Source organism: Streptomyces sp. NBRC 109706, from assembly GCF_000974485.1.
GTDB lineage: Bacteria > Actinomycetota > Actinomycetes > Streptomycetales > Streptomycetaceae > Streptomyces.
Genome location: NZ_BBOM01000007.1, coordinates 230,130 through 247,908, shown reverse-complemented (window position 1 = coordinate 247,908; position 17,779 = coordinate 230,130). Strand labels below are relative to the sequence as shown.

Sequence of the window (17,779 nt, the reverse complement as noted above, 5' to 3'; positions counted from 1 at the left end):
TGGGGACGTCGGCCCGGCTCCGCCGGTCTCGGAGTCGGTCTCAGATGCCCTTGCGCATGGCCCGCAGATACTCGCGGTTCATGGTGGAGATCGACGACAGCGGAATGCCCTTGGGGCAGACCGAGGTGCACATGCCGGTGTTGGTGCAGCCGCCGAAGCCCTCGGTGTCCATGGTCTCCACCATGTCCAGCACCCGGCTCTCCCGCTCGGGCGCGCCCTGCGGCAGCACGTTGAGATGCACCACCTTCGCGGACGTGAAGAGCATCGCCGAGCCGTTGGGGCAGGCCGCCACACAGGCGCCGCAGCCGATGCACTCGGCGTGCTCGAACGCCGTGTCGGCGTCCGCCTTGGGCACCGGCGTGGCATGCGCCTCCGGGGCGCTGCCGGTCGGCGCCGACACGAAACCACCGGCACCGATCACCCGGTCGAAGGCGGAACGGTCCACCACCAGGTCCTTCACGACCGGGAACGCCGACGCCCGCCAGGGCTCGATGTCAACGGTGTCGCCGTCCTTGAAGTGCCGCATGTGCAGCTGGCAGGTGGTGGTGCGGTCGGGCCCGTGGGCCTCCCCGTTGATCACCATCCCGCAGGCGCCGCAGATGCCCTCCCGGCAGTCGTGGTCGAAGGCGACCGGCTCGTCGCCGCCGAGGATCAGCTCCTCGTTGAGGGTGTCCAGCATTTCGAGGAAGGACATCTCGGGAGCGATGCCGTCGACCTCGTAACTCCTCATGGAGCCGGGCTCGTCGGGTCCGGACTGGCGCCAGATGCGCAGGGTGAGTCTCACGCGTAGCTCCGCTGGGTGGGGTGGACGTAGGAGAAGTCCAGCTGTTCCTTGTGCAGCACCGGTGGGCGGCCCGGCTCGGTGAACTCCCAGGCGGCGGCGTAGGTGAACTCGTCGTCGCGCCGCTCCGCCTCGCCGTCCGGGGTCTGGCTCTCCTGCCGGAAGTGACCGCCGCAGGACTCCGCCCGGTGCAGCGCGTCCAGGCACATCAGCTCGGCCAGCTCCAGATAGTCGACGATCCGGTTGGCCTTCTCCAGGGACTGGTTGAGGTCCTGGCCCTTGCCCGGCACCTTGACCCGCTGCCAGAACTCCTCGCGCAGCGCCGGAATGCGTTCCAGGGCCTTGCGCAGCCCCTGCTCGTTGCGCGACATCCCACACTCGTCCCAGAGGAGTTCGCCCAGCTCGCGGTGGAACGAGTCGGGCGTGCGGTCCCCGTCGTTGGCGAGCAGCCGCTCCAGCCGGTCGGTCACCTCGGTGACCGTCTCCGTGACCGCCGGATGGTCGGCGGCGACATCGTCGTGCGGGTGCCGGGCCAGGAAGTCGGCCAGGGTGGCGGGCAGCACGAAGTAGCCGTCGGCCAGGCCCTGCATCAGCGCCGAGGCGCCGAGCCGGTTGGCGCCGTGGTCGGAGAAGTTGGCCTCGCCGACCGCGAACAGACCCGGCACGGTGGTGGCCAGGTCGTAGTCCACCCACAGGCCGCCCATCGTGTAGTGGATGGCCGGATAGATCCGCATCGGCACCTGGTACGGATCCTCGTCGGTGATCCGCTGGTACATCTCGAAGAGGTTCCCGTAGCGGGCCTCAACCGTGTCCCGGCCCATCCGGGCGATGGCGTCCGCGAAGTCCAGATAGACGCCCTGCCCGCCGGGCCCGACGCCCCGCCCCTCGTCGCAGACGTTCTTGGCGGCGCGGGACGCGATGTCCCTGGGCACCAGGTTGCCGAACGACGGGTACTGCCGCTCCAGGTAGTAGTCCCGCTCGTCCTCGGGGATCTCGCCCGGCGGGCGGGTGTCGCCCCGCTCCTTGGGCACCCAGATCCGGCCGTCGTTGCGCAGCGACTCGCTCATCAGGGTGAGCTTGGACTGGTGGTCGCCCGAGCGCGGGATGCAGGTCGGGTGGATCTGCGTGAAACACGGGTTGGCGAAGTGCGCGCCGCGTCGGTGCGCCCGCCAGACGGCCGTCGCGTTGGAATTCTTGGCGTTGGTGGACAGATAGAAGACGTTGCCGTACCCGCCGCTGGCCAGCACCACCGCGTCGGCCATGTACACGTCGATCTTGCCGGTGACCAGATCCCTGGCGACGATGCCGCGCGCCCGACCGTCGATCACGATCAGGTCCAGCATCTCGGTGCGGGCGTGCATCTCCACATTGCCGGCGGCGATCTGCCGGGAGAGCGCCTGGTAGGCGCCGAGCAGCAGCTGCTGCCCCGTCTGCCCCCTGGCGTAGAAGGTCCGCGACACCTGGACGCCGCCGAACGAACGGGTGTCGAGCAGCCCGCCGTACTCGCGGGCGAACGGCACGCCCTGCGCCACGCACTGGTCGATGATCTCCACCGAGACCTCGGCCAGCCGATGGACGTTGGACTCCCGCGCGCGGAAGTCGCCGCCCTTCACCGTGTCGTAGAACAGCCGGCGCACCGAGTCGCCGTCGTTGCGGTAGTTCTTGGCCGCGTTGATGCCGCCCTGGGCGGCGATGGAGTGCGCCCGGCGCGGGGAGTCCTGATAGCAGAACTGGACGACGTGGTAGCCCTGTTCGGCCAGCGTCGCGCCCGCCGCGCCGCCGGCGAGGCCGGTGCCGACCACGATCACCGAGTACTTGCGCCGGTTGGCCGGGTTGACCAGCTTGGCCTCGAACCGGCGCCTGGCCCACCGCTCCTCGATCGGGCCTTCGGGCGCCTTGGTGTCCACCAGCGGTTCGCCCACCCGGTAGTTGAGATAACCGAGGCCGTCCCCTGGTGCGTCGGGCTGACGGGCTGTGCCCTGGGAGGGCTCGCTGGGCTCGATGGGGGAGGTCATGGGTTACTCCACAATTCCGGTCATCACACCGATGGGTACCGAGAGGAAGCCGAGGGTCAGCACCAGGGCCAGGCCGTTGGCGACCAGCCGCAGGGAACGGTCCCGGGTGGCGCTGCCGGCGCCGAGGGTCTGGGCGGCGCTGAAGAAGCCGTGCCGGATGTGCAGACCGACCGCGATCATCGCGACCCCGTAGATCGTGTTCCCGTACCAGGTGCTGAACGTGGCCACGATGTTCTCGTACGGCTTGCCCGCCTCACCGTTGGGGTTGACCGTGTGCGTGGTCAGGTCCAGCAGGTGCCAGACGATGAACAGGGCCAGGATCACCCCGCCCCAGCGCATGGTGCGGGTCGCGTAGCTGGTGCGGGCCAGCTTGTGCTTGTACCCCACCGGACGGGCGGCCAGGTCCCGGCGGCTCAGCTGGTAGGCGGCGACCCCGTGGGCCACCACGGCGGCGAGCAGCACCACCCGGATGATCCAGAGCAGCCACTCGTAGTGGAGGATCGGATCGCCGATCGTCCGCAGCCAGTGCGCGTAGTGGTTCATCTCGTCGGCGCCGAAGAAGACCTTGAGGTTCCCCACCATGTGGGCGACCAGGTACAGCAGCATCACCGCGCCGCTGACGGCCATGACCGTCTTCTTGCCGATGGTGGAACGCCACAACCTGACCACGGTCGGGGTTCGGCGCTCGGTGCGCGTCGCCAGTGCCATGAGACCCGAAGGTAGGGGGCGATGCGGAATCGGTCCAAGACATAGATCGAGTGATTTCGATAGCGTTAGCCTATCGATACGGAGTCGGCCGCCATCGCGGGAGGTGGGAACGGGTGCAGCTGCAACAGTTGAGGTACTTCGTGGCGGTTGCCGACACCCGCCACTTCACCCGCGCGGCGCGTCGCGAACATGTGGCCCAGCCGTCACTCTCCCAGCAGATCAAGGCGCTGGAGCGCGAGTTGGGCGCCGAGCTGTTCCACCGGGCGCGCGGCCATATCTCCCTCACCGACGCCGGCGTCGCGCTGCTGCCCCTGGCCCGCCGCATCCTCGCCGACACCGAGACCGCCCGCCGCGAGGTGCAGGAGGTCGCCCGGCTGCGCCGGGGGCGCGTGCGCCTGGGCGCGCCGCCCAGCCTCTGCGCCAGCCTGGTGCCCGATGTGCTCCGCGACTTCCGCGACAGCTATCCCGGCGTCGAACTCCTCGTCCACGAGGACGGCTCCCAGGACCTGGTCCGCGCGCTGGCCGCCGGCCAGCTCGACCTGGCGCTGGTGATCACCCCGCTCAGCGGGCAGGCCCCCGCCCTCACCACCGACGAACTGCTCCGCGAGGAGCTGGTGGTGATCTCGTCCCCGACGGAACGGGACCCGCTGCCGGCCGGCCCGATCCGCATCCAGGACCTCCGCGACCGCCCGCTGGTGATGTTCCGGCACGGCTACGACCTGCGGGAACTCACCCTCGCCGCGTGCCAGGCCGCCGGCTTCGAGCCCACCTTCAGCGTGGCGGGCGGCGAGATGGACGCGGTGCTCAGCTTTGTCCGCGCCGGCCTCGGCGTGGCCGTCGTCCCCAGCATGGTCGCGGCCCGGTCCGGCCTCCGCACCGCGCGCTTCGCGCGGCCAGGGCTGTACCGCACCATCTCCCTGGCCCACCGCGGCGACGTCTCCCCGACCCGCGCGGCCAGAGAGCTTCAGCGCATCATCCTCACGACGGCGGCTGCGTAGCGCCTGCGCGGCGCGGCGCAGGCCAGGCCGCGCCGGCCTGGCGGCCGGCGACGGCCGGGGGCGTTCCCACCGACGCGGAGCCGGGCCGGCCCGGCGGCCACCTGGCGACGGCGAACGGCCCACGCCGCAGGGGGCGTGGGCCGGGTGTGGTGGGTTGCCGCTACTGCTGGAACGCGCCGGCCTTGACGCTCGCCAGGAAGGTGGCGAACTGGGCGCGGGTGTAGCGCTGGGGGGTGCGGCCGGGGGCCTTGGAGTCCCCGACGGCGACCCCGCCGTCGATGGGCATCAGCTGCACGCAGTCACCGCTGCTGCCGTTGCTGTAGGAGGACTTGACCCACACCCCGTCCAGGGGGGCGGAGCGCAGTCGTTCCTTCTCGTCGTTCATCGGCATTCTTTCTCAATTGTTCGCAGGAGCTGAAGCGTCTCGTCCGGGCTCAGCGCATAGTCCGCGAGACCGGTGAACCTGCGCCGGGCGCGCCGAACTTCGACAGGGTCATCGTGCAGCATCTCACCGGTGAGCTTTTCCTGGGAGACCACGCTCCGGTTGTCCGTTCCGGGGAAGTCCACGATGGTGAACAGCGTGCTGACGATGCCCGGCGCTCCGGCCGAGTAGGGGATCAGCCGGAAGGTGACATTCGGCAGTTCCATCATCGCGACCAGATGCTTCAGTTGGGCCCGCATGGCGTCGGGGCCGCCGACCGCCGCCCGCACCGCCGACTCCAGGCAGATCAGATCGACCTCGGTTGGGTTCTTCCGGGTCAGGATGGCCTGGCGGCGCTCCCGGGACTCGACAAAGGACTCCCGCCGCTCCGCGCTGTCCTGCTGCATCTCGAAGTCGGCGATGGCCTCGGCGTACTCCCGGGTCTGGAGCAACCCCGGGACATAGGTGCCCGAGTGACTTGCCAGGTGCTGGGCCGCGTCCTCGACATGGAAGTAGCGGTACGAGTCGCCCTTGAACAGATCCCGGAAGCGCTGCTCCTCCCACCAGGCGCGGCCGTATGACCGTCCCTGGTCAACCGTCACCTGCAACTTCGCCCGCTCCTCCGGGCTCATCGAATACAGCTTGAAGAAGACCTTCAGCTGAGAAGGCGTCGGAAACGCCTGCCCGCGCTCCAACTTGCTGACCGTGAACCGCGTGACGCCCAGCTTCGCGGCCACATCGTCCTGCCGCAGGCCGGAGCGGTCGCGCAGCGCCTGCAACTGCTCGCCGACGTCCCGCATGGCGAAGATCGCGTTGGTGTTGAGGTTGATGGACATGGGCCCCTCCCGGTGCTGCCCCGATGACGTGTGGGCAGCGTATCTCCGGGTTGCACGGGGCGTGCAACCCCAGGTCACCCGTTGGTGAAACGTGTTCGAATCCCGGTTAGAACACGGGAGTTGCGCTCCCCAGGTCACGTGACCCACACTGCCGTATGTGCACAGCGGTGTCGAACCACTCCGCTGTGTGTGCAGATTTCTGCTGCCCACGCCCGCGTTGTCGCGGCTGGAGGTGTTCCATGAACGTCCTGAGGAGTCCGAGGAGTTCAAGGCTCGCGCCCCCGGTGTTCGCCCGGGGGTTACTCGCCGAGGCTCGCCGGATGGAGGGCCTGCGCCGCTCGGCCGGACGTCGGATGGCCGACTGGGGCGCCTCGGCGGATGCCGTGGACCTCGTCCGGCTCGGCGTCACCGAACTGCTCACCAACGTCTGCCGCCATGTGCCCGATCCACGTTGCTGCCTCCGCATCAGCCGCGGGGGCGGGGCCGTGTTGGTGGAGGTGTGGGACCGGTCCGCCCAGCCGCCGGTGATCGGCGAGGCCCCGGACTGGACGGGCGAATGCGGGCGCGGGCTGTGGCTGCTGCGTCAACTGGCCGACGATCTCGGCTATATGCCGACCCCGTACGCCTCCCCGGACGGCCCCCTGATGGGGAAAACGGTCTGGTTCACCTGCCGTTCGGCGTTCCCCGACGAGTCGGGAACATGATCAAGGAGGGGGGCTCGTCATGAGCGAACACGAGATCGTCAAGGGCGCCGACTGGGTGCTGGTGGAGGAGCGGGGGCCGGGGGTGCCGGAGGGCATCCATGGTGCGGAGTGCATGACCTGCGACGCCAGGTCCCCGCTCTTCGACAACGATTCGCTCCCGGTCGCGGTCTGGTCGATCCATCATTCGCAGGACCATCCGGGGCACACGCTCTTTCTCGCCCGCACGGAACGGCACTGGCGGGTCATCGCCCGCGAGGACCTGCCGCCCGCGCCGCCGCCGGGAGACGGCGGGGGCGGGGTGGTGGGGCCGGTGTTCGTCGGGCTGATGTGCCTGCTCACCGCGCTGTCGGGGCTGCTGCCGGCCCTCGGCTAGCCGGCCCTCGACGCGAACCAACTGTCCAACCGAACCAGGGGAATTCATGCCACGCACGACGATCGTTCGTTCCAGCCTGTCCATCACCTTCCATGTGTTGGCGACCACGCGGACCAACCATGTGCTGATGGTGCGCGGCAGCTACGGGGGACGGGAGGACGGCTGGGTACTGCCGAACGGGCGGGTGCCGAACGGGCGTTGCCTGATCCTGACCGCCCGCGAGACGCTGATGGAGACGACGGGGTGCGACCGGGCGTTGTCCGACGTCTACGCCGTCAGCCCGGTGACCGACGAGGAGGGGGAGCTGACCGGCCTGGCCTATGTGCTGGACGGCGGACATCTGCCGGACCTGCCGTCCAACAAGCCCAAGGACGGCGCGAGTTGGGTGCCGCTGCGGGAGCTGCACGAGCCCCCGGCCCTCTATCAGTACGCCATCATCGCGGCGGGCCAACGCCGCAAGCTGCCCGTTCTCGTCAACGGAGACCGTCCCGAGGCGACGTTCTGCTGAGCGAACCCTGAGCCCCGAGGGGGGCGGCAGGGCCGTAGGGGCCCGCGGACGGCTCCCGGCACCAGACGACCTGGCGCCCCTCACGTTCGACGGTCATGCCGAAGTCGTAGACATCGGGCATCCCCGCCTCCGTCCACTGCGTCCAGGCGCGGTCGAGTTCGGCGGCGAGGTCGCGCGGTCCGCCGGTGTGGGCCACGGCCTTGGAGCCGTCGAGCGCCGCCCAGGAGGAGTCTCCGTCATGCAGCCAGGCCGTCACCGCTCCGTGTTCGGCCCGGGTGATGACCTGCACGGTGGGCAGGGCGATCCGCAGGGCGAACAGCAGATGCGCGTTGTGGTGCAGGGGGGCGAGATCGCGGCCGAGGGGACGTTCGTGTTCGGCGGGCATCCCCTCGCGAACCTGCGCCAGGGTCAGGGAGCCGGCGGTGCCCCGGGTCGGCATGAACTGGGCCAGGCCCTGGAACCAGCCGGACGCCGCGTTGCCGTCGGCGGCGACCGTCAGCGCGACATGACCCATCCGCCCCCAGGGGGTGACGATCCGGCCGCCGGGAGACGTCTGTTCCACCCACGCCCAGGGGACCGTCTCGACGGCGAAGGTGGAGATCAGCCGGTCGAAGGGCGCCCCGCCGGGCCAGCCGGCCGTGCCGTCGCCGACCTCGACCGCGGCCTTCACCCCCGCGCGCGCCAGTCGGCCCCGGGCGGCGACGGCGAGATCCCCGTCCACCTCCACGGAGGTGACCAGGCCGGGACCGACCCGATGGGCCAGCAGCGCGGCGTTCCATCCGGTGCCGGCGCCCAGTTCGAGGACGCGGTGCCCGGGCTCGACCAGCAGGGAGTCCAGCATGTCCGCCACCACGGCGGGGGCGGACAGGCTGGACGACGGGCGGCCGTCCGTGAGTTGGGTGATCGCGGCATCGTGCGGCCCGGCGTGGACCTGATCCGCCCAGCCGTCGGGATCGGTCGCGCGATCCACGGACCGGTACGCGTACCCGTCCCAGAACCACAGCCGGTCGGCGGCGAAGTCATGACGAGGCAGACGCTGCATGGCCTCCCTGATCCAGGGCGAACGCTCCGGCCAGTACCCCGACTCCACCATGACGGCGTCCAGTTCACCCCACCGCGCTGCGATTACCGACACGCTGGTCCTTCTTCCCCTCGCCGTCGTCCGACTCATGGTGACACGTTGACTACCCGTCGGAACGGGGGGCTCGGTGCCGGGTTAGACAACCGGGGGGCGGCCGAGGCGGGTCATCTGCCAGACGGTGCGCCATCGCATGGGATGCCGTGGCCCTCCGTTGACCCGGCATCCCTCGGCGAAGCCACCCGCCCAGGCCCGCAAGCCCGTTGACGACCGGGTGCGGGCCAGGGTGAGCAGCACCCATGTCCCTAGGTACAGCGGCACAAGGGGGGCCGGGAGGCGCCGCCGGGCGAGCCAGACCCGGTTCCGCGCGGTCAACCGGTAGTAGACGGCGTGCCGCGCCGGCGAGGCCCGATGCCCACGTGCCAGCGGGCGTCTCCGTCACGTCCGTCGGCGCGACGGGGTTTTCGTGGCCGGGACACGCTCTTGACGGCGCTGCACCTGACCTCAGTGTTCGTGGAACGACGTAGAACGCACGGCGATCTGGGGGCAGTCATGACGTTAAGGTTTGTCGCGAAGGACCCCGGCACGGACGGCGCGAACTGCCCGACGGTATGGGTGGACGAAGCCCGGCAGGAGTTGGTGTTCCAGGGTTGGAAGGCGGAAGCCGATATGCGTGCTGACTGCCTGACGACCGGCCCGATTCCGGACAGCGAAGAGATCGTGCGGCTACCCATGCGGATGGTGGCAGCAATTCGGGAGGCTTGTGATGTGGCGGACCGCTCCACCGTTCAGTGAACTGCTTGCAGGGTGCCGGCGGTCCGCGCTTCATCTTGAGATGCGTGACCACTATGACGATCCGGACGAGGCGCCGCGCGTTGCCGCCTGGGAATCCGGGTTCCGTCCTGACCCTGCCGACCGCAGTTCCTGGTGGCGGCCGTGGCTCGACATGGTTTCGGAGACAGTCGCTCGCGGCGTTGAAATTCGCCGCGCGCGAATTGTGTCCGAGCCGGTCAGCCGGTACACCCGCTATCTCTACGACGGGACATTTGCCAACATCCTGGCCGGGGAACAGATCCGTTGGCTTCCTCGCAAAAAGGCGTCAGCGATTGCCTTGCCCGGAAACGATTTCTGGCTCTTTGACGAAACTCTCGTTCGTTTCGGGTACTTCTCGGGTGAGGGCGCCTACCTGGGGGACGAGATGACTGATCAGCCCGATGTAGCGCAGCTTTGCACCGCGGCTTTCGAGGCTGTGTGGAACGTGGCAACGCCGCACGACGACTACCGGATCTGACGGCCGCAGAGAAACATGACGGCTTCCCCCTCGTCGAGCGTTCAAGCTGCACGCAAGGCCGTTGCGGATCGCTTGAAAGAGATCCGTCGCGACGCGAACTTGACGGCCAAGAGCGTTGCCGAGCGGACGGGCTGGTATAAGTCGAAGGTCTCGCGGCTGGAGAACGCCGTCACGCCGCCGTCTGACGATGACATTCGTGCATGGTGCGCAGCTTGTGAAGCGGACGGGATGGTCGCTGACCTCATCGCGGCATCCCGCTCGGCCGATAACGCTTATATCGACTGGCGCAGACTCCAACGCACGGGATTGCGGAGACTGCAAGAGTCGTATATTCCGCTGTTCGAGCGAACTCAATCGTTCCATATCTATTGCTCCAATGTCGTGCCTGGACTCCTTCAAACGGAAGGCTACGCCACCGCACTGCTGGGGTCGATCGCTGCGTTTCGCGGCACGCCAGATGATGTTTCCGCTGCTGTGGCGGCCCGCCTGCGGCGTTCTCGTGTTGTTTATGGGGGAAACTGTAGGTTTGCCTTGTTGGTTGAGGAGTCCGTTCTCCGGCATCGCGTCGGTGGTGCGGAAGTAATGGCCGGACAGCTAGGTCATTTGCTGTCTGTGATGGCTACTCCTTCTGTGTCGCTCGGAGTTATTCCCTTCACCGCCGATCGCGAAATGTGGATGGTTGAGACATTTAGTATTTATGATCGAAGGCAAGCGCAGGTGGAAACGTTGACAGCGCAGGTGAATGTCACTGCCCCCTCTGAGGTGGAGCAATATGTCAAGGCGTTCGGGAATTTTGCGAAGCTCGCTGTCTACGGCTCCCCCGCTCGCGCCCTGATCACCTCCGCCATTGATGCGCTTGCCTAACTGACGTGGAACTGCATAGAACTGGGTGGCTTGCGGTATTCAGCGCTCTCTAGCCTGGCCCCATGTCCATGTTCATGGGCCAGGGCAGCGCGGTGGGAGAGCCGAGACCCTGACCTCGCCACCGCCTGTGCGAACTCGCCCTTGTCGTGGCCGACGTGCCCGGCAAGGCCGTCTCTGACCGGTGATCACAAGATGTCGAGTCGCGGACGTGACGCAAGCCCTGCCGACAAGGTTGAGCAGCGTCACGGGACCGTGTTCTACGGTCCGCCGCAAGGAACGAAAGGTACCCGATGAACCCTGCCAAGCGCGCCGTTGCCGGAGCCTGGCGGCTCATCCGTGGCCCCCTGCAGTGGCGGGCGCTGTGGGTGGCGCACTCAAAGTTCATGGTGGGCGTCACCGGGGTTGTCCGGGACGACGCGGGGCGGGTTCTGCTGCTCCGACACCGGATGTGGCCCCCGGAGACCCCGTGGGGGCTTCCCACCGGCTACGCCGTGGCGGGTGAGGAGTTCACCGCGACCATCGTCCGAGAGGTCAAGGAGGAAACCGGGCTCGATGTGAAGCCCGGTGTTCTGGTCCGACTGCGGAGCGGGTTCAAGCTCCGCGTGGAAGTCGCCTACGAGGCGCTTCACGTGGGCGGAACTCTCAAGATCGACTCTTTCGAGATTCTGGAGGCACAGTGGTTTCACCCCAACTCGCTGCCGCCGGGGACGCAGGAAACGCACCGGGAGCTCATCGTGGGCAACACTCCTTCCTGACCCCGAACGAAACCGTCGTCGGCAGCGCCGTAGCGGCTTCCCTCGCCGCCTTGCGCGCCGACACGGCGCCCCTCACCCGCCGCCACCCTCACCACGTCTTCCGTACAGCCGGTGAACGGCTGGCACGTTGGAGCGCGTCCGGCGTGGATACCGAGTTGTTCCGTAACGGGCGCGAGTCCGTGCGAGAGCGGTTCGCCGAACTTGGCTTGACGCGGCCCCTGCCGCTCTCGCGGACGCTGCTCGGGGCCGAGTCCACCAGGGCCGGAGCGTTCGGTGGCTTCCACCACCCGGACCAGGGGTACCGGCACCTGCAAGCGGTGTCCGTGCTCACGACCTACGGGCCGATGGAAGGCGATACCCCCGCGCACCCCGAACTCGCGATGCTGGACCTGCTGCGTGCGTGGGCGCACGACTCGTTGCACTACGGGTCACGGCGTCGGTACCTGGATGTGGCCGGTGTTCCGACGCGCGTTCAGTACGGGATCAACTTCCGTCGCACGAACGGCGCTTCGTACTCGACCGCCGATACCGCCGACACACTTCACACGCGGAACCTCGGCGTTGTCATGGAAGGGGCGTGCGACCGCGAGGCCCGCCGACTCACCCGTGAAGCGGCGGTGCACGCCGGGGTGACGGAGCCGGACGACCCCGCCCGCCGGCTCGCCTTCCGCGACTTCACCGGGGGCCTGACACTCGCGGACGTGGAGACCGAACCCGGGGAAGGGGAAGGGGAAGAAGCAACGTACCTGGTCTCACTCGCTCGGTACGAGCGAGGCGTGAACCGGCGCTACGCCACCTTTCTCCGGGAGTTCGCCCCGGGCGAGGAAGACGAGTTGCATGGACTCATCCTCCGCGCGGTGATCAGCGGACGGACGGCGCGGCTCAGTGAGTGGCTGGACGAACGCCACGGGCCGGGAACCTTCTCCGGTGCGTTCCTGGCAGCCGACTACTTCGCCCCCGCGCCCGCCCCGTAACCGGACTGGTGTCCCTCCCGGAAGTCCCCGCTCGCCGCTACGCGTTCGTGCGCCGCCGGGTCTCGATGGCCAGGGCGGCGAGGGAGAGGAGGCCGCCGGTCAGGAGGAGGAGCGGGGGGAGCATCCAGACGAAGACGGTGCACATCAGCCAGGCGAAGGCCAGCAGCGTGGAGCCGCCCGGATCGCGGACCGCCCGTTCGGCCGTCGTCCGGAGCAGCGCGCGTGGCTCGGCGCCGGGGCGCCAGTCGGCCGCGGCGCGCAGGAGGAGAACCGCGAGGGCCAGCAGCAGGAGCCAGGTCAGCGTCCGCAGCCCGGACGAGCCTGGCACCACACCGGCCTGGGCCAGGGAGAGGTTCCACAGCAGCACCAGCGCGGCGCCCACCGCGCCGAGGGCCAGCGGCCACAGCTCGCGCACGGCCGTGGTGAAGTCGCGCCAGAGGTCGGCCATCCGGACGCTCTCGCCGGCGAGTTGACGTCGCAGATGGGCGGTGCCGGCGGTGAGCGCGGGCAGCGCGGTGACCAGGGGGGCGGCCAGCGCCGCCACCACGACGCCGGTGATCACCATCTCGCCGAACAGCGCGAGCGGGCCGCCCCACCGTCGTCCGTTGGTCCCGTCCGTGGCGCTCATCGCCGTTGACACCTCAGCCCTTCAGTCCCTGTGTGGCCACGCCCTCGACGATATAGCGCTGGAAAAGGACAAAGAAGATCAGCACCGGAACGAGAGCGAGCACGGCGGCGGCCATCTGTGCGCCATAGTCGGACACCGTCGTCTGGTCGGTGTACTGGCGCAGCATCAGCGGCAGCGGATAGCTGTCCGGGCTGCGCAGATAGATCAACGGGGCCAGGAAGTCGTTCCAGCTCCAGATGAAGGCGAAGATCGACGCCGTCGCCAACACGGGCCGCATCAGCGGCAACACGATGGAGAAGAAGATCCGGGGATGCCCCGCGCCGTCGATCCGCGCGGACTCGTCCAACTCCTTGGGCAGGTTCCGCATGAACTGCACCATCAGAAAGACAAAGAACGCCTCGGTCGCCAGGAACTTACCGATCAGCAACGGACCGTAGGAGTCCGTCCAGCCGATCTCGTTGAACATGATGAACTGCGGGATGATCACCACATGGAACGGCAACAGCAGGGTGCCGATCATCAAAGCGAAGAAGATCCGTCGCCCGGGGAAGTCGATCCTGGCAAAGGCATAGGCCGAAACCGAACAGGAAAGGCAGATTCCCACCACCGAACCGACGGCAAGAATCATGGAGTTGCCGAAGAACGTCCAGAACGAAATGCCGCCGATCCCCTTCAGCGCCTTGCTGAAGTTGTCCAACGTGGTCTCGTCCGGGATCAGTCCGGTCTGCCCGATGATCTGGTTGCTCGGTCGGAACGCCGAGAGCAGCATCCACACGCCGGGGTAGAGGACCACCACCGCCAGGCCCCAGGACAGCACATGGAAGAGGACGGTCCGCGCCCGCCGACGGCGCCTGGCCCGGCGCAGCAGATCCGCGTGGACCGGGGAGGGCGGCGGCACCGAGGGCTCGGTGGCCCCGGCCGCCGGCTCGGTGTGACTGACAGTGCTCATCGGCCGTCCCCCGAGTAGTGGACCCAGTACTTGGAGGTCTTGAAGAAGACCAGGGTGATGACGCCGACCACGATCACCAGCAGCCAGGCCATCGCCGCCGCGTAGCCGAGCTGCCCCTGACCGAAACCGCGCTGGTAGAGATAGAGGGTGTAGAAGAGCGTGGAGTTGGCCGGACCGCCGGTGCCACCGGAGATGATGAACGCCGAGGCGAACACCTGGAAGGAGTTGATCGTCTCCAGCACCAGGTTGAAGAACAGCACCGGCGAGAGCATCGGCAGCGTGATCCGGGTGAACCGGCGCCACGGCCCCGCGCCGTCCACCTGCGCCGCCTCGTACAGCTCGTTGGGGATCTGCTTGAGCCCGGCCAGGAAGATCACCATCGGCGCGCCGAACTGCCAGACCGCCAGCAGGATCATCATCGGCAGGGTGAGGTCGGGGTTCCCGACCCAGCCGCCGGCCGGCATCCCGAAGAACTGCCCGATGTCGTCGACGATGCCCTGGTCGTTGAAGACCGCCTTCCAGACGATCGCGACCGAGACGCTGGCCCCGATCAACGAGGGCGTGTAGAACAGCGAACGGTAGGTGCCCTGTCCCCGGCGCTTCGAGTTCAGCAGCATCGCCACCCCGAGTGCGGCGATCAGCTTGATGGGCGTGCCCACCACCGCGTAGATCGCCGTGACCTGGGCGGAGTCCAGGAAACGGGAGTCGTCGAAGAGTCTGCTGAAGTTGTCGAGCCCGATCCAACTACCGCCGCGGATCGGGTGGTAGTTGGTGAAGGCCAGATAGAGGGAGGCCAACATGGGGCCGGCGGTCAGCGCGATGAAGCCCAGCAGCCAGGGCGCGAGAAAGGCGTAACCGGCCCGGGTCTCGGCCGCCCGGCGCCGCGCGCCCGGGGGCTTCGGCCGGCGGGTGGGCCCGCCCCCCGGAGCATCCGGAGACGCCTGTTGCGTCAGGGACATGGACAGTTTCCGTTCACAGGGGTCGTCGTCAGCGATCGTCGTCAGGGCTGGTCAGGGAGGGGATGGCAGGGGAGGGGACGGCATCCCCTGGAGCGCGCGCCGCGACCGACGGGGGGCGGTCGCGGCGCACGCGGTCACCAGGCGGCCAGCAGGTTCTCGGCCTCGGAGAACCAGCGGCTGACGAAGTCGTCGACGCTGATCTGCCCGTATCCGAACTCGCTGCCCAGCACGTCGACATACTCGGCCTCGACCGAGCCGAAGCCGTCCGGGTGGAACGGGGCGGCCTCGGTCATATGGCCCTCGTCCCGCATCCGCTGCTCGAACTCCACGATCCGCTCGTCCGGGCTGCCCGGCTCGACCTGCAGCGAGTCAAGACGCTCCTGCGAGGCGGGGATGCCCAGCTCGGTGCCGATGATGTCGCCGGCCTCGGGGTCGTTGATCAGGAAGTCGATCAGCAGGGCGGCCTCCTCGGGATGCGAGGAGTTGGCGCCGACGGACAGCTGCATGGTCGGCTTGAAGAACGCGTGCTTCTCCCCGTCGGGGCCCGAGGGCAGCGGCATGAGCTGGAGGTTGTCATGGTCGGCGTCGTGCGACGCCTGGCTCAGCATGTTGTCCCAGTTGACCTCGGCCGCCGCCTCGCCGGCGGTGAACCCGCTCTTCGGCGCCAGCTGCTCGGTGCGGTCGGCGGGGAACGTCACGTTCTCCGGCTCCCGGAGCGAGTCCGCGCTGGAGATGAACTCCCGCATGTCGTCCTCGGTGAAGTTCATCTCGCCGGTCTCCGAGAACGGGTCGATGTCCCGCTGGATCAGATGGGTCATGAACATCCACCAGACCATCGTGTAGTCGGTGGAGCCGTAGACCCGGGGCTCGTGCTCGGCGCCGGCGGCGCTGACCTCCTGGATGAACGCGTGGAAGTCGTCCCAGGTGTAGTCCCAGTCGGGAGCCTCGACGCCCAACTCGTCCAGCAGGTCCGGGTTGTAGTGCAGCGACATCACATTGGTGCCGGTGGGCACGGCGACCAGCTGGTCGTTGGCCCGGCCGGAGGCCAGCAGGTTCTCCTCGATGGTGGAGGTGTCCAGCTGCTCGCCCTCGAACTCGCCGAGATCGTAGAGGAGTCCGCCGTTGCCGTATTCGAGAAGCCGGGAAAGATCCATCTGCAGCACGTCCGGCAACTCGCCAGAGGTGGCGTCGGTGTTGCGCTGGGTCCAGTAGTCGCCGAACTCGGCGAAGCTGGTCTGCACCGTGATATCGGGGTTCTGGTCCTCGAAGAGGTCGACGGCCGCCTGATAGCGGTCGGCCCGTCCCTCGGTGCCCCACCAGGTGAACTGGAGAGTGACCTTTCCATCGCCGCCCCCGCTGTCACCGCCGCACGCGGACAAAGTGAGCGCGCCGACCAGGGCCAAGGCGACACCACCCAGTGTGGTTTTCCTGATGGGCATCCCTAGAGCCTCCTTGCTCTGTCGTGTGATAACTCGCCGAAAGGCCGTGAATCGATTCATTTAGAAGGTGAAAAAATGCACGGCGCGGCGTGACCGGGTCGTGGGGGAAGAGGCGCTTGCCTCGTGCAGGAACGCAAGCGCTTTCGGTTCCCGGAGTCTGACAACGCCCCATTGGTCACGTCAAGAGCTGCGCGCCCACGGGTTCAACGAAGTTGCGCCACCGTGCTCTTCGTTCGACATATCGCACAAAATGCGGTTCCCCGCTGGTTGGGGGCTTCGGTGCACTCGCCATGGGGGCTGTCCCACCTGTACGTACACCCTGTGCGAAGGTGGGGAGCCACCCTAGGGAAGAGAGGATCTCGATGGCTGCGACCGCCAGGGGGATCGCCGACCGATTGCGGGAACGCATCGTCTCGGGCGAGCTGGCTCCGGGGGATCGGCTGCCGGGCGAGCCGGCGCTGGTGCGCGAGCACGGTGTGGCCAAGGAGACGGCGCGGCGCGCGTTGACGCTGCTTGTCACCGAGGGGCTTGCGGTGCGCCGCCAGGGCAGCGGCACCTATGTCCGGGAGTTCCGCCCGATCCGCCGAGTGGCCAACCGGCGGCTGGCCAGGGACGGTTGGGGTGCTGGTCGGTCCATCTGGGCCGCTGACCTGGGGGAACGGGAGCTGTCCGTCACCGACGTGCGGGTGGCGGAGGCGGCGGCGCCGGAGTGGGTGTCGCGTGGGCTGAACCTGGACGAGGGTGCGGTGGTGTTGGTCCGGGAGCGGGTGTTCGTGGTCGAGGGGGAGCCCGTCCAGGTGGCCACCTCCTATCTGCCCGCCGAGCTGGTGCGGGGCTCGGCGATCACCCGCGCCGACACCGGTCCCGGCGGGGTCTTCGCCCGGCTGGCCGAACTCGGCCTCGAACCGGTTCGTTTCACCGAGGAGTTGCGGGCGCGCATGCCGAGTCGTGAGGAGTCGGAGCGGCTACGGCTGGGCGAGGCGACGCCCGTGGTGGAGATCTGCCGCACCGCGTTCACGGCGGACGGCCGCGCCGTCGACCTCACCCGCATGGTGCTCGACGCCGGCGTCTACGTGCTGGAGTACCACCTGGACGGGTAGCCGAACGGTCCACGCCGCATCGAGGGGAGTCCGCATATCGCGGACTCCCCTTCTCGTGCTGCCTGAAGAGGACCTTGACATCCCTAGGGAGATTTCCTTAGATATCCCTAGGGATGTGACGTCGCGTCAGTAGGCGATCGTGATGAACTGGCGCGTTTCGGCGTGCACTGGTCCCGCGGCAGGTTCTCGCTCAGGAGAGGTGCACCCTCATGTCCGATACCGATACCGATACCGACACCGCGCCTGGTGGCGTCTCCGGGCGACCGCTCCCGCCCATGCGGTGGGGGCCACGTCAGCTGCCTATTCCGTATGCCGCCCGCTGGAGCGGCGAAGCCGCCGACCTGGGCATGCTCGCGCCTCGTCCGGACGGCCGGGGGATCTGCTATCGCGATGAGCGG

Annotated in this window: 20 protein-coding genes and 1 pseudogene; 10 read left to right on the top strand and 11 right to left on the bottom strand. The window is 68.3% G+C overall.

The window, feature by feature from the left end:
* Positions 1–40: 40 nt before the first annotated feature.
* The 3 genes from AOM46_RS15320 to AOM46_RS15310 are packed head-to-tail and all read right to left on the bottom strand — an operon-like array spanning position 41 to position 3,504.
* Complete coding sequence (locus AOM46_RS15320) at positions 41–784, bottom strand: succinate dehydrogenase/fumarate reductase iron-sulfur subunit (protein ID WP_062211463.1); 744 nt, start codon at positions 782–784, stop codon at positions 41–43.
* The gene (locus AOM46_RS15315) at positions 781–2,796 is read right to left on the bottom strand and encodes a fumarate reductase/succinate dehydrogenase flavoprotein subunit (RefSeq protein WP_078856847.1); all 2,016 of its coding nucleotides are present in this window, start codon (positions 2,794–2,796) and stop codon (positions 781–783) included. Before AOM46_RS15315 ends, AOM46_RS15320 begins: the two co-directional genes overlap by 4 nt.
* A gap of 3 nt (positions 2,797–2,799) precedes the next feature.
* A complete protein-coding gene (locus tag AOM46_RS15310; RefSeq protein ID WP_062211462.1) occupies positions 2,800–3,504 on the bottom strand; it encodes a succinate dehydrogenase cytochrome b subunit in 705 nt (234 codons plus the stop codon).
* 113 nt (positions 3,505–3,617) lie between these two features.
* Here AOM46_RS15310 and AOM46_RS15305 point away from each other — a divergent pair, with 113 nt between their 5' ends.
* Positions 3,618–4,502: a LysR family transcriptional regulator gene (locus AOM46_RS15305; RefSeq protein WP_062211460.1), complete on the top strand. Its 885-nt coding sequence runs from the start codon at positions 3,618–3,620 to the stop codon at positions 4,500–4,502.
* A 160-nt stretch (positions 4,503–4,662) separates the two neighbouring features.
* Here the strand turns inward: AOM46_RS15305 and AOM46_RS15300 are convergent, their stop codons facing one another.
* Positions 4,663–4,887, bottom strand: a complete 225-nt coding sequence (locus AOM46_RS15300; protein WP_062212632.1) for a DUF397 domain-containing protein — start codon at positions 4,885–4,887, stop codon at positions 4,663–4,665.
* Positions 4,884–5,759, bottom strand: a complete 876-nt coding sequence (locus AOM46_RS15295) for a helix-turn-helix transcriptional regulator (protein ID WP_062211457.1) — start codon at positions 5,757–5,759, stop codon at positions 4,884–4,886. Before AOM46_RS15295 ends, AOM46_RS15300 begins: the two co-directional genes overlap by 4 nt.
* 239 nt (positions 5,760–5,998) lie before the next feature.
* Here AOM46_RS15295 and AOM46_RS15290 point away from each other — a divergent pair, with 239 nt between their 5' ends.
* Genes AOM46_RS15290 through AOM46_RS15280 form a run of 3 tightly spaced genes read left to right on the top strand, consistent with a single transcriptional unit; the run spans position 5,999 to position 7,344 of the window.
* Positions 5,999–6,463 (top strand): ATP-binding protein, encoded by a 465-nt coding sequence (locus tag AOM46_RS15290; protein ID WP_267887805.1) that lies wholly within the window; start codon positions 5,999–6,001, stop codon positions 6,461–6,463.
* A gap of 19 nt (positions 6,464–6,482) precedes the next feature.
* Positions 6,483–6,836, top strand: coding sequence for a hypothetical protein (locus AOM46_RS15285; RefSeq protein ID WP_062211453.1), 354 nt, complete (start codon positions 6,483–6,485; stop codon positions 6,834–6,836).
* A 46-nt stretch (positions 6,837–6,882) separates the two neighbouring features.
* Entirely contained in the window at positions 6,883–7,344 is a 462-nt protein-coding gene (locus AOM46_RS15280; RefSeq protein ID WP_062211448.1) for an NUDIX domain-containing protein, read from the top strand.
* On the opposite strand, the gene AOM46_RS15275 is transcribed toward AOM46_RS15280, so the two are convergent.
* Positions 7,310–8,479, bottom strand: a complete 1,170-nt coding sequence (locus tag AOM46_RS15275) for a methyltransferase domain-containing protein (RefSeq protein ID WP_234313792.1) — start codon at positions 8,477–8,479, stop codon at positions 7,310–7,312. The two genes, AOM46_RS15280 and AOM46_RS15275, sit on opposite strands and share 35 nt — an antisense overlap.
* A gap of 81 nt (positions 8,480–8,560) precedes the next feature.
* A pseudogene (locus tag AOM46_RS35365) lies at positions 8,561–8,833 on the bottom strand (glycosyltransferase family 2 protein); the annotation flags it as partial.
* 72 nt (positions 8,834–8,905) lie between these two features.
* On the opposite strand from AOM46_RS35365, the gene AOM46_RS15270 reads away from it, so the two are divergent.
* The 5 genes from AOM46_RS15270 (at position 8,906) to AOM46_RS15250 (ending at position 12,306) form a co-directional block, all read left to right on the top strand.
* A complete protein-coding gene (locus tag AOM46_RS15270) occupies positions 8,906–9,217 on the top strand; it encodes a hypothetical protein (protein ID WP_370592718.1) in 312 nt (103 codons plus the stop codon).
* Positions 9,189–9,713 (top strand): DUF6879 family protein, encoded by a 525-nt coding sequence (locus AOM46_RS15265; RefSeq protein WP_062211439.1) that lies wholly within the window; start codon positions 9,189–9,191, stop codon positions 9,711–9,713. The genes AOM46_RS15270 and AOM46_RS15265 overlap by 29 nt, the downstream gene beginning before the upstream one ends.
* Before the next feature lie 15 nt (positions 9,714–9,728).
* Positions 9,729–10,577, top strand: coding sequence for a helix-turn-helix transcriptional regulator (locus AOM46_RS15260; protein WP_062211436.1), 849 nt, complete (start codon positions 9,729–9,731; stop codon positions 10,575–10,577).
* Between the two features lie 290 nt (positions 10,578–10,867).
* Positions 10,868–11,332: an NUDIX domain-containing protein gene (locus tag AOM46_RS15255; RefSeq protein WP_062211433.1), complete on the top strand. Its 465-nt coding sequence runs from the start codon at positions 10,868–10,870 to the stop codon at positions 11,330–11,332.
* Positions 11,333–11,475: 143 nt separating this feature from the next.
* A complete protein-coding gene (locus AOM46_RS15250) occupies positions 11,476–12,306 on the top strand; it encodes a hypothetical protein (RefSeq protein ID WP_234313791.1) in 831 nt (276 codons plus the stop codon).
* Between the two features lie 37 nt (positions 12,307–12,343).
* Here the strand turns inward: AOM46_RS15250 and AOM46_RS15245 are convergent, their stop codons facing one another.
* From AOM46_RS15245 to AOM46_RS15230, 4 genes are all read right to left on the bottom strand, one after another.
* A complete protein-coding gene (locus AOM46_RS15245; protein WP_062211430.1) occupies positions 12,344–12,934 on the bottom strand; it encodes a hypothetical protein in 591 nt (196 codons plus the stop codon).
* Between the two features lie 13 nt (positions 12,935–12,947).
* Entirely contained in the window at positions 12,948–13,883 is a 936-nt protein-coding gene (locus AOM46_RS15240; RefSeq protein ID WP_062211427.1) for a carbohydrate ABC transporter permease, read from the bottom strand.
* Entirely contained in the window at positions 13,880–14,842 is a 963-nt protein-coding gene (locus AOM46_RS15235) for a carbohydrate ABC transporter permease (protein WP_062211424.1), read from the bottom strand. Before AOM46_RS15235 ends, AOM46_RS15240 begins: the two co-directional genes overlap by 4 nt.
* Before the next feature lie 134 nt (positions 14,843–14,976).
* A complete protein-coding gene (locus AOM46_RS15230) occupies positions 14,977–16,281 on the bottom strand; it encodes an ABC transporter substrate-binding protein (protein WP_062211421.1) in 1,305 nt (434 codons plus the stop codon).
* A gap of 362 nt (positions 16,282–16,643) precedes the next feature.
* Here AOM46_RS15230 and AOM46_RS15225 point away from each other — a divergent pair, with 362 nt between their 5' ends.
* Entirely contained in the window at positions 16,644–17,381 is a 738-nt protein-coding gene (locus AOM46_RS15225; protein ID WP_062211418.1) for a GntR family transcriptional regulator, read from the top strand.
* The last annotated feature ends 398 nt before the right edge of the window (positions 17,382–17,779 follow it).

Bases quoted from the DNA above. Each gene is read 5' to 3' on its own strand.
- AOM46_RS15315 (WP_078856847.1), bottom strand. From the start codon at position 2,796: ATGACCTCCCCCATCGAGCCCAGCGAGCCCTCCCAGGGCACAGCCCGT.
- AOM46_RS15310 (WP_062211462.1), bottom strand. From the start codon at position 3,504: ATGGCACTGGCGACGCGCACCGAGCGCCGAACCCCGACCGTGGTCAGG.
- AOM46_RS15300 (WP_062212632.1), bottom strand. From the start codon at position 4,887: ATGAACGACGAGAAGGAACGACTGCGCTCCGCCCCCCTGGACGGGGTG.
- AOM46_RS15295 (WP_062211457.1), bottom strand. From the start codon at position 5,759: ATGTCCATCAACCTCAACACCAACGCGATCTTCGCCATGCGGGACGTC.
- AOM46_RS15290 (WP_267887805.1), top strand. From the start codon at position 5,999: ATGAACGTCCTGAGGAGTCCGAGGAGTTCAAGGCTCGCGCCCCCGGTG.
- AOM46_RS15285 (WP_062211453.1), top strand. From the start codon at position 6,483: ATGAGCGAACACGAGATCGTCAAGGGCGCCGACTGGGTGCTGGTGGAG.
- AOM46_RS15280 (WP_062211448.1), top strand. From the start codon at position 6,883: ATGCCACGCACGACGATCGTTCGTTCCAGCCTGTCCATCACCTTCCAT.
- AOM46_RS15265 (WP_062211439.1), top strand. From the start codon at position 9,189: ATGTGGCGGACCGCTCCACCGTTCAGTGAACTGCTTGCAGGGTGCCGG.
- AOM46_RS15260 (WP_062211436.1), top strand. From the start codon at position 9,729: ATGACGGCTTCCCCCTCGTCGAGCGTTCAAGCTGCACGCAAGGCCGTT.
- AOM46_RS15255 (WP_062211433.1), top strand. From the start codon at position 10,868: ATGAACCCTGCCAAGCGCGCCGTTGCCGGAGCCTGGCGGCTCATCCGT.
- AOM46_RS15245 (WP_062211430.1), bottom strand. From the start codon at position 12,934: ATGAGCGCCACGGACGGGACCAACGGACGACGGTGGGGCGGCCCGCTC.
- AOM46_RS15240 (WP_062211427.1), bottom strand. From the start codon at position 13,883: ATGAGCACTGTCAGTCACACCGAGCCGGCGGCCGGGGCCACCGAGCCC.
- AOM46_RS15235 (WP_062211424.1), bottom strand. From the start codon at position 14,842: ATGTCCCTGACGCAACAGGCGTCTCCGGATGCTCCGGGGGGCGGGCCC.
- AOM46_RS15230 (WP_062211421.1), bottom strand. From the start codon at position 16,281: ATGCCCATCAGGAAAACCACACTGGGTGGTGTCGCCTTGGCCCTGGTC.
- AOM46_RS15225 (WP_062211418.1), top strand. From the start codon at position 16,644: ATGGCTGCGACCGCCAGGGGGATCGCCGACCGATTGCGGGAACGCATC.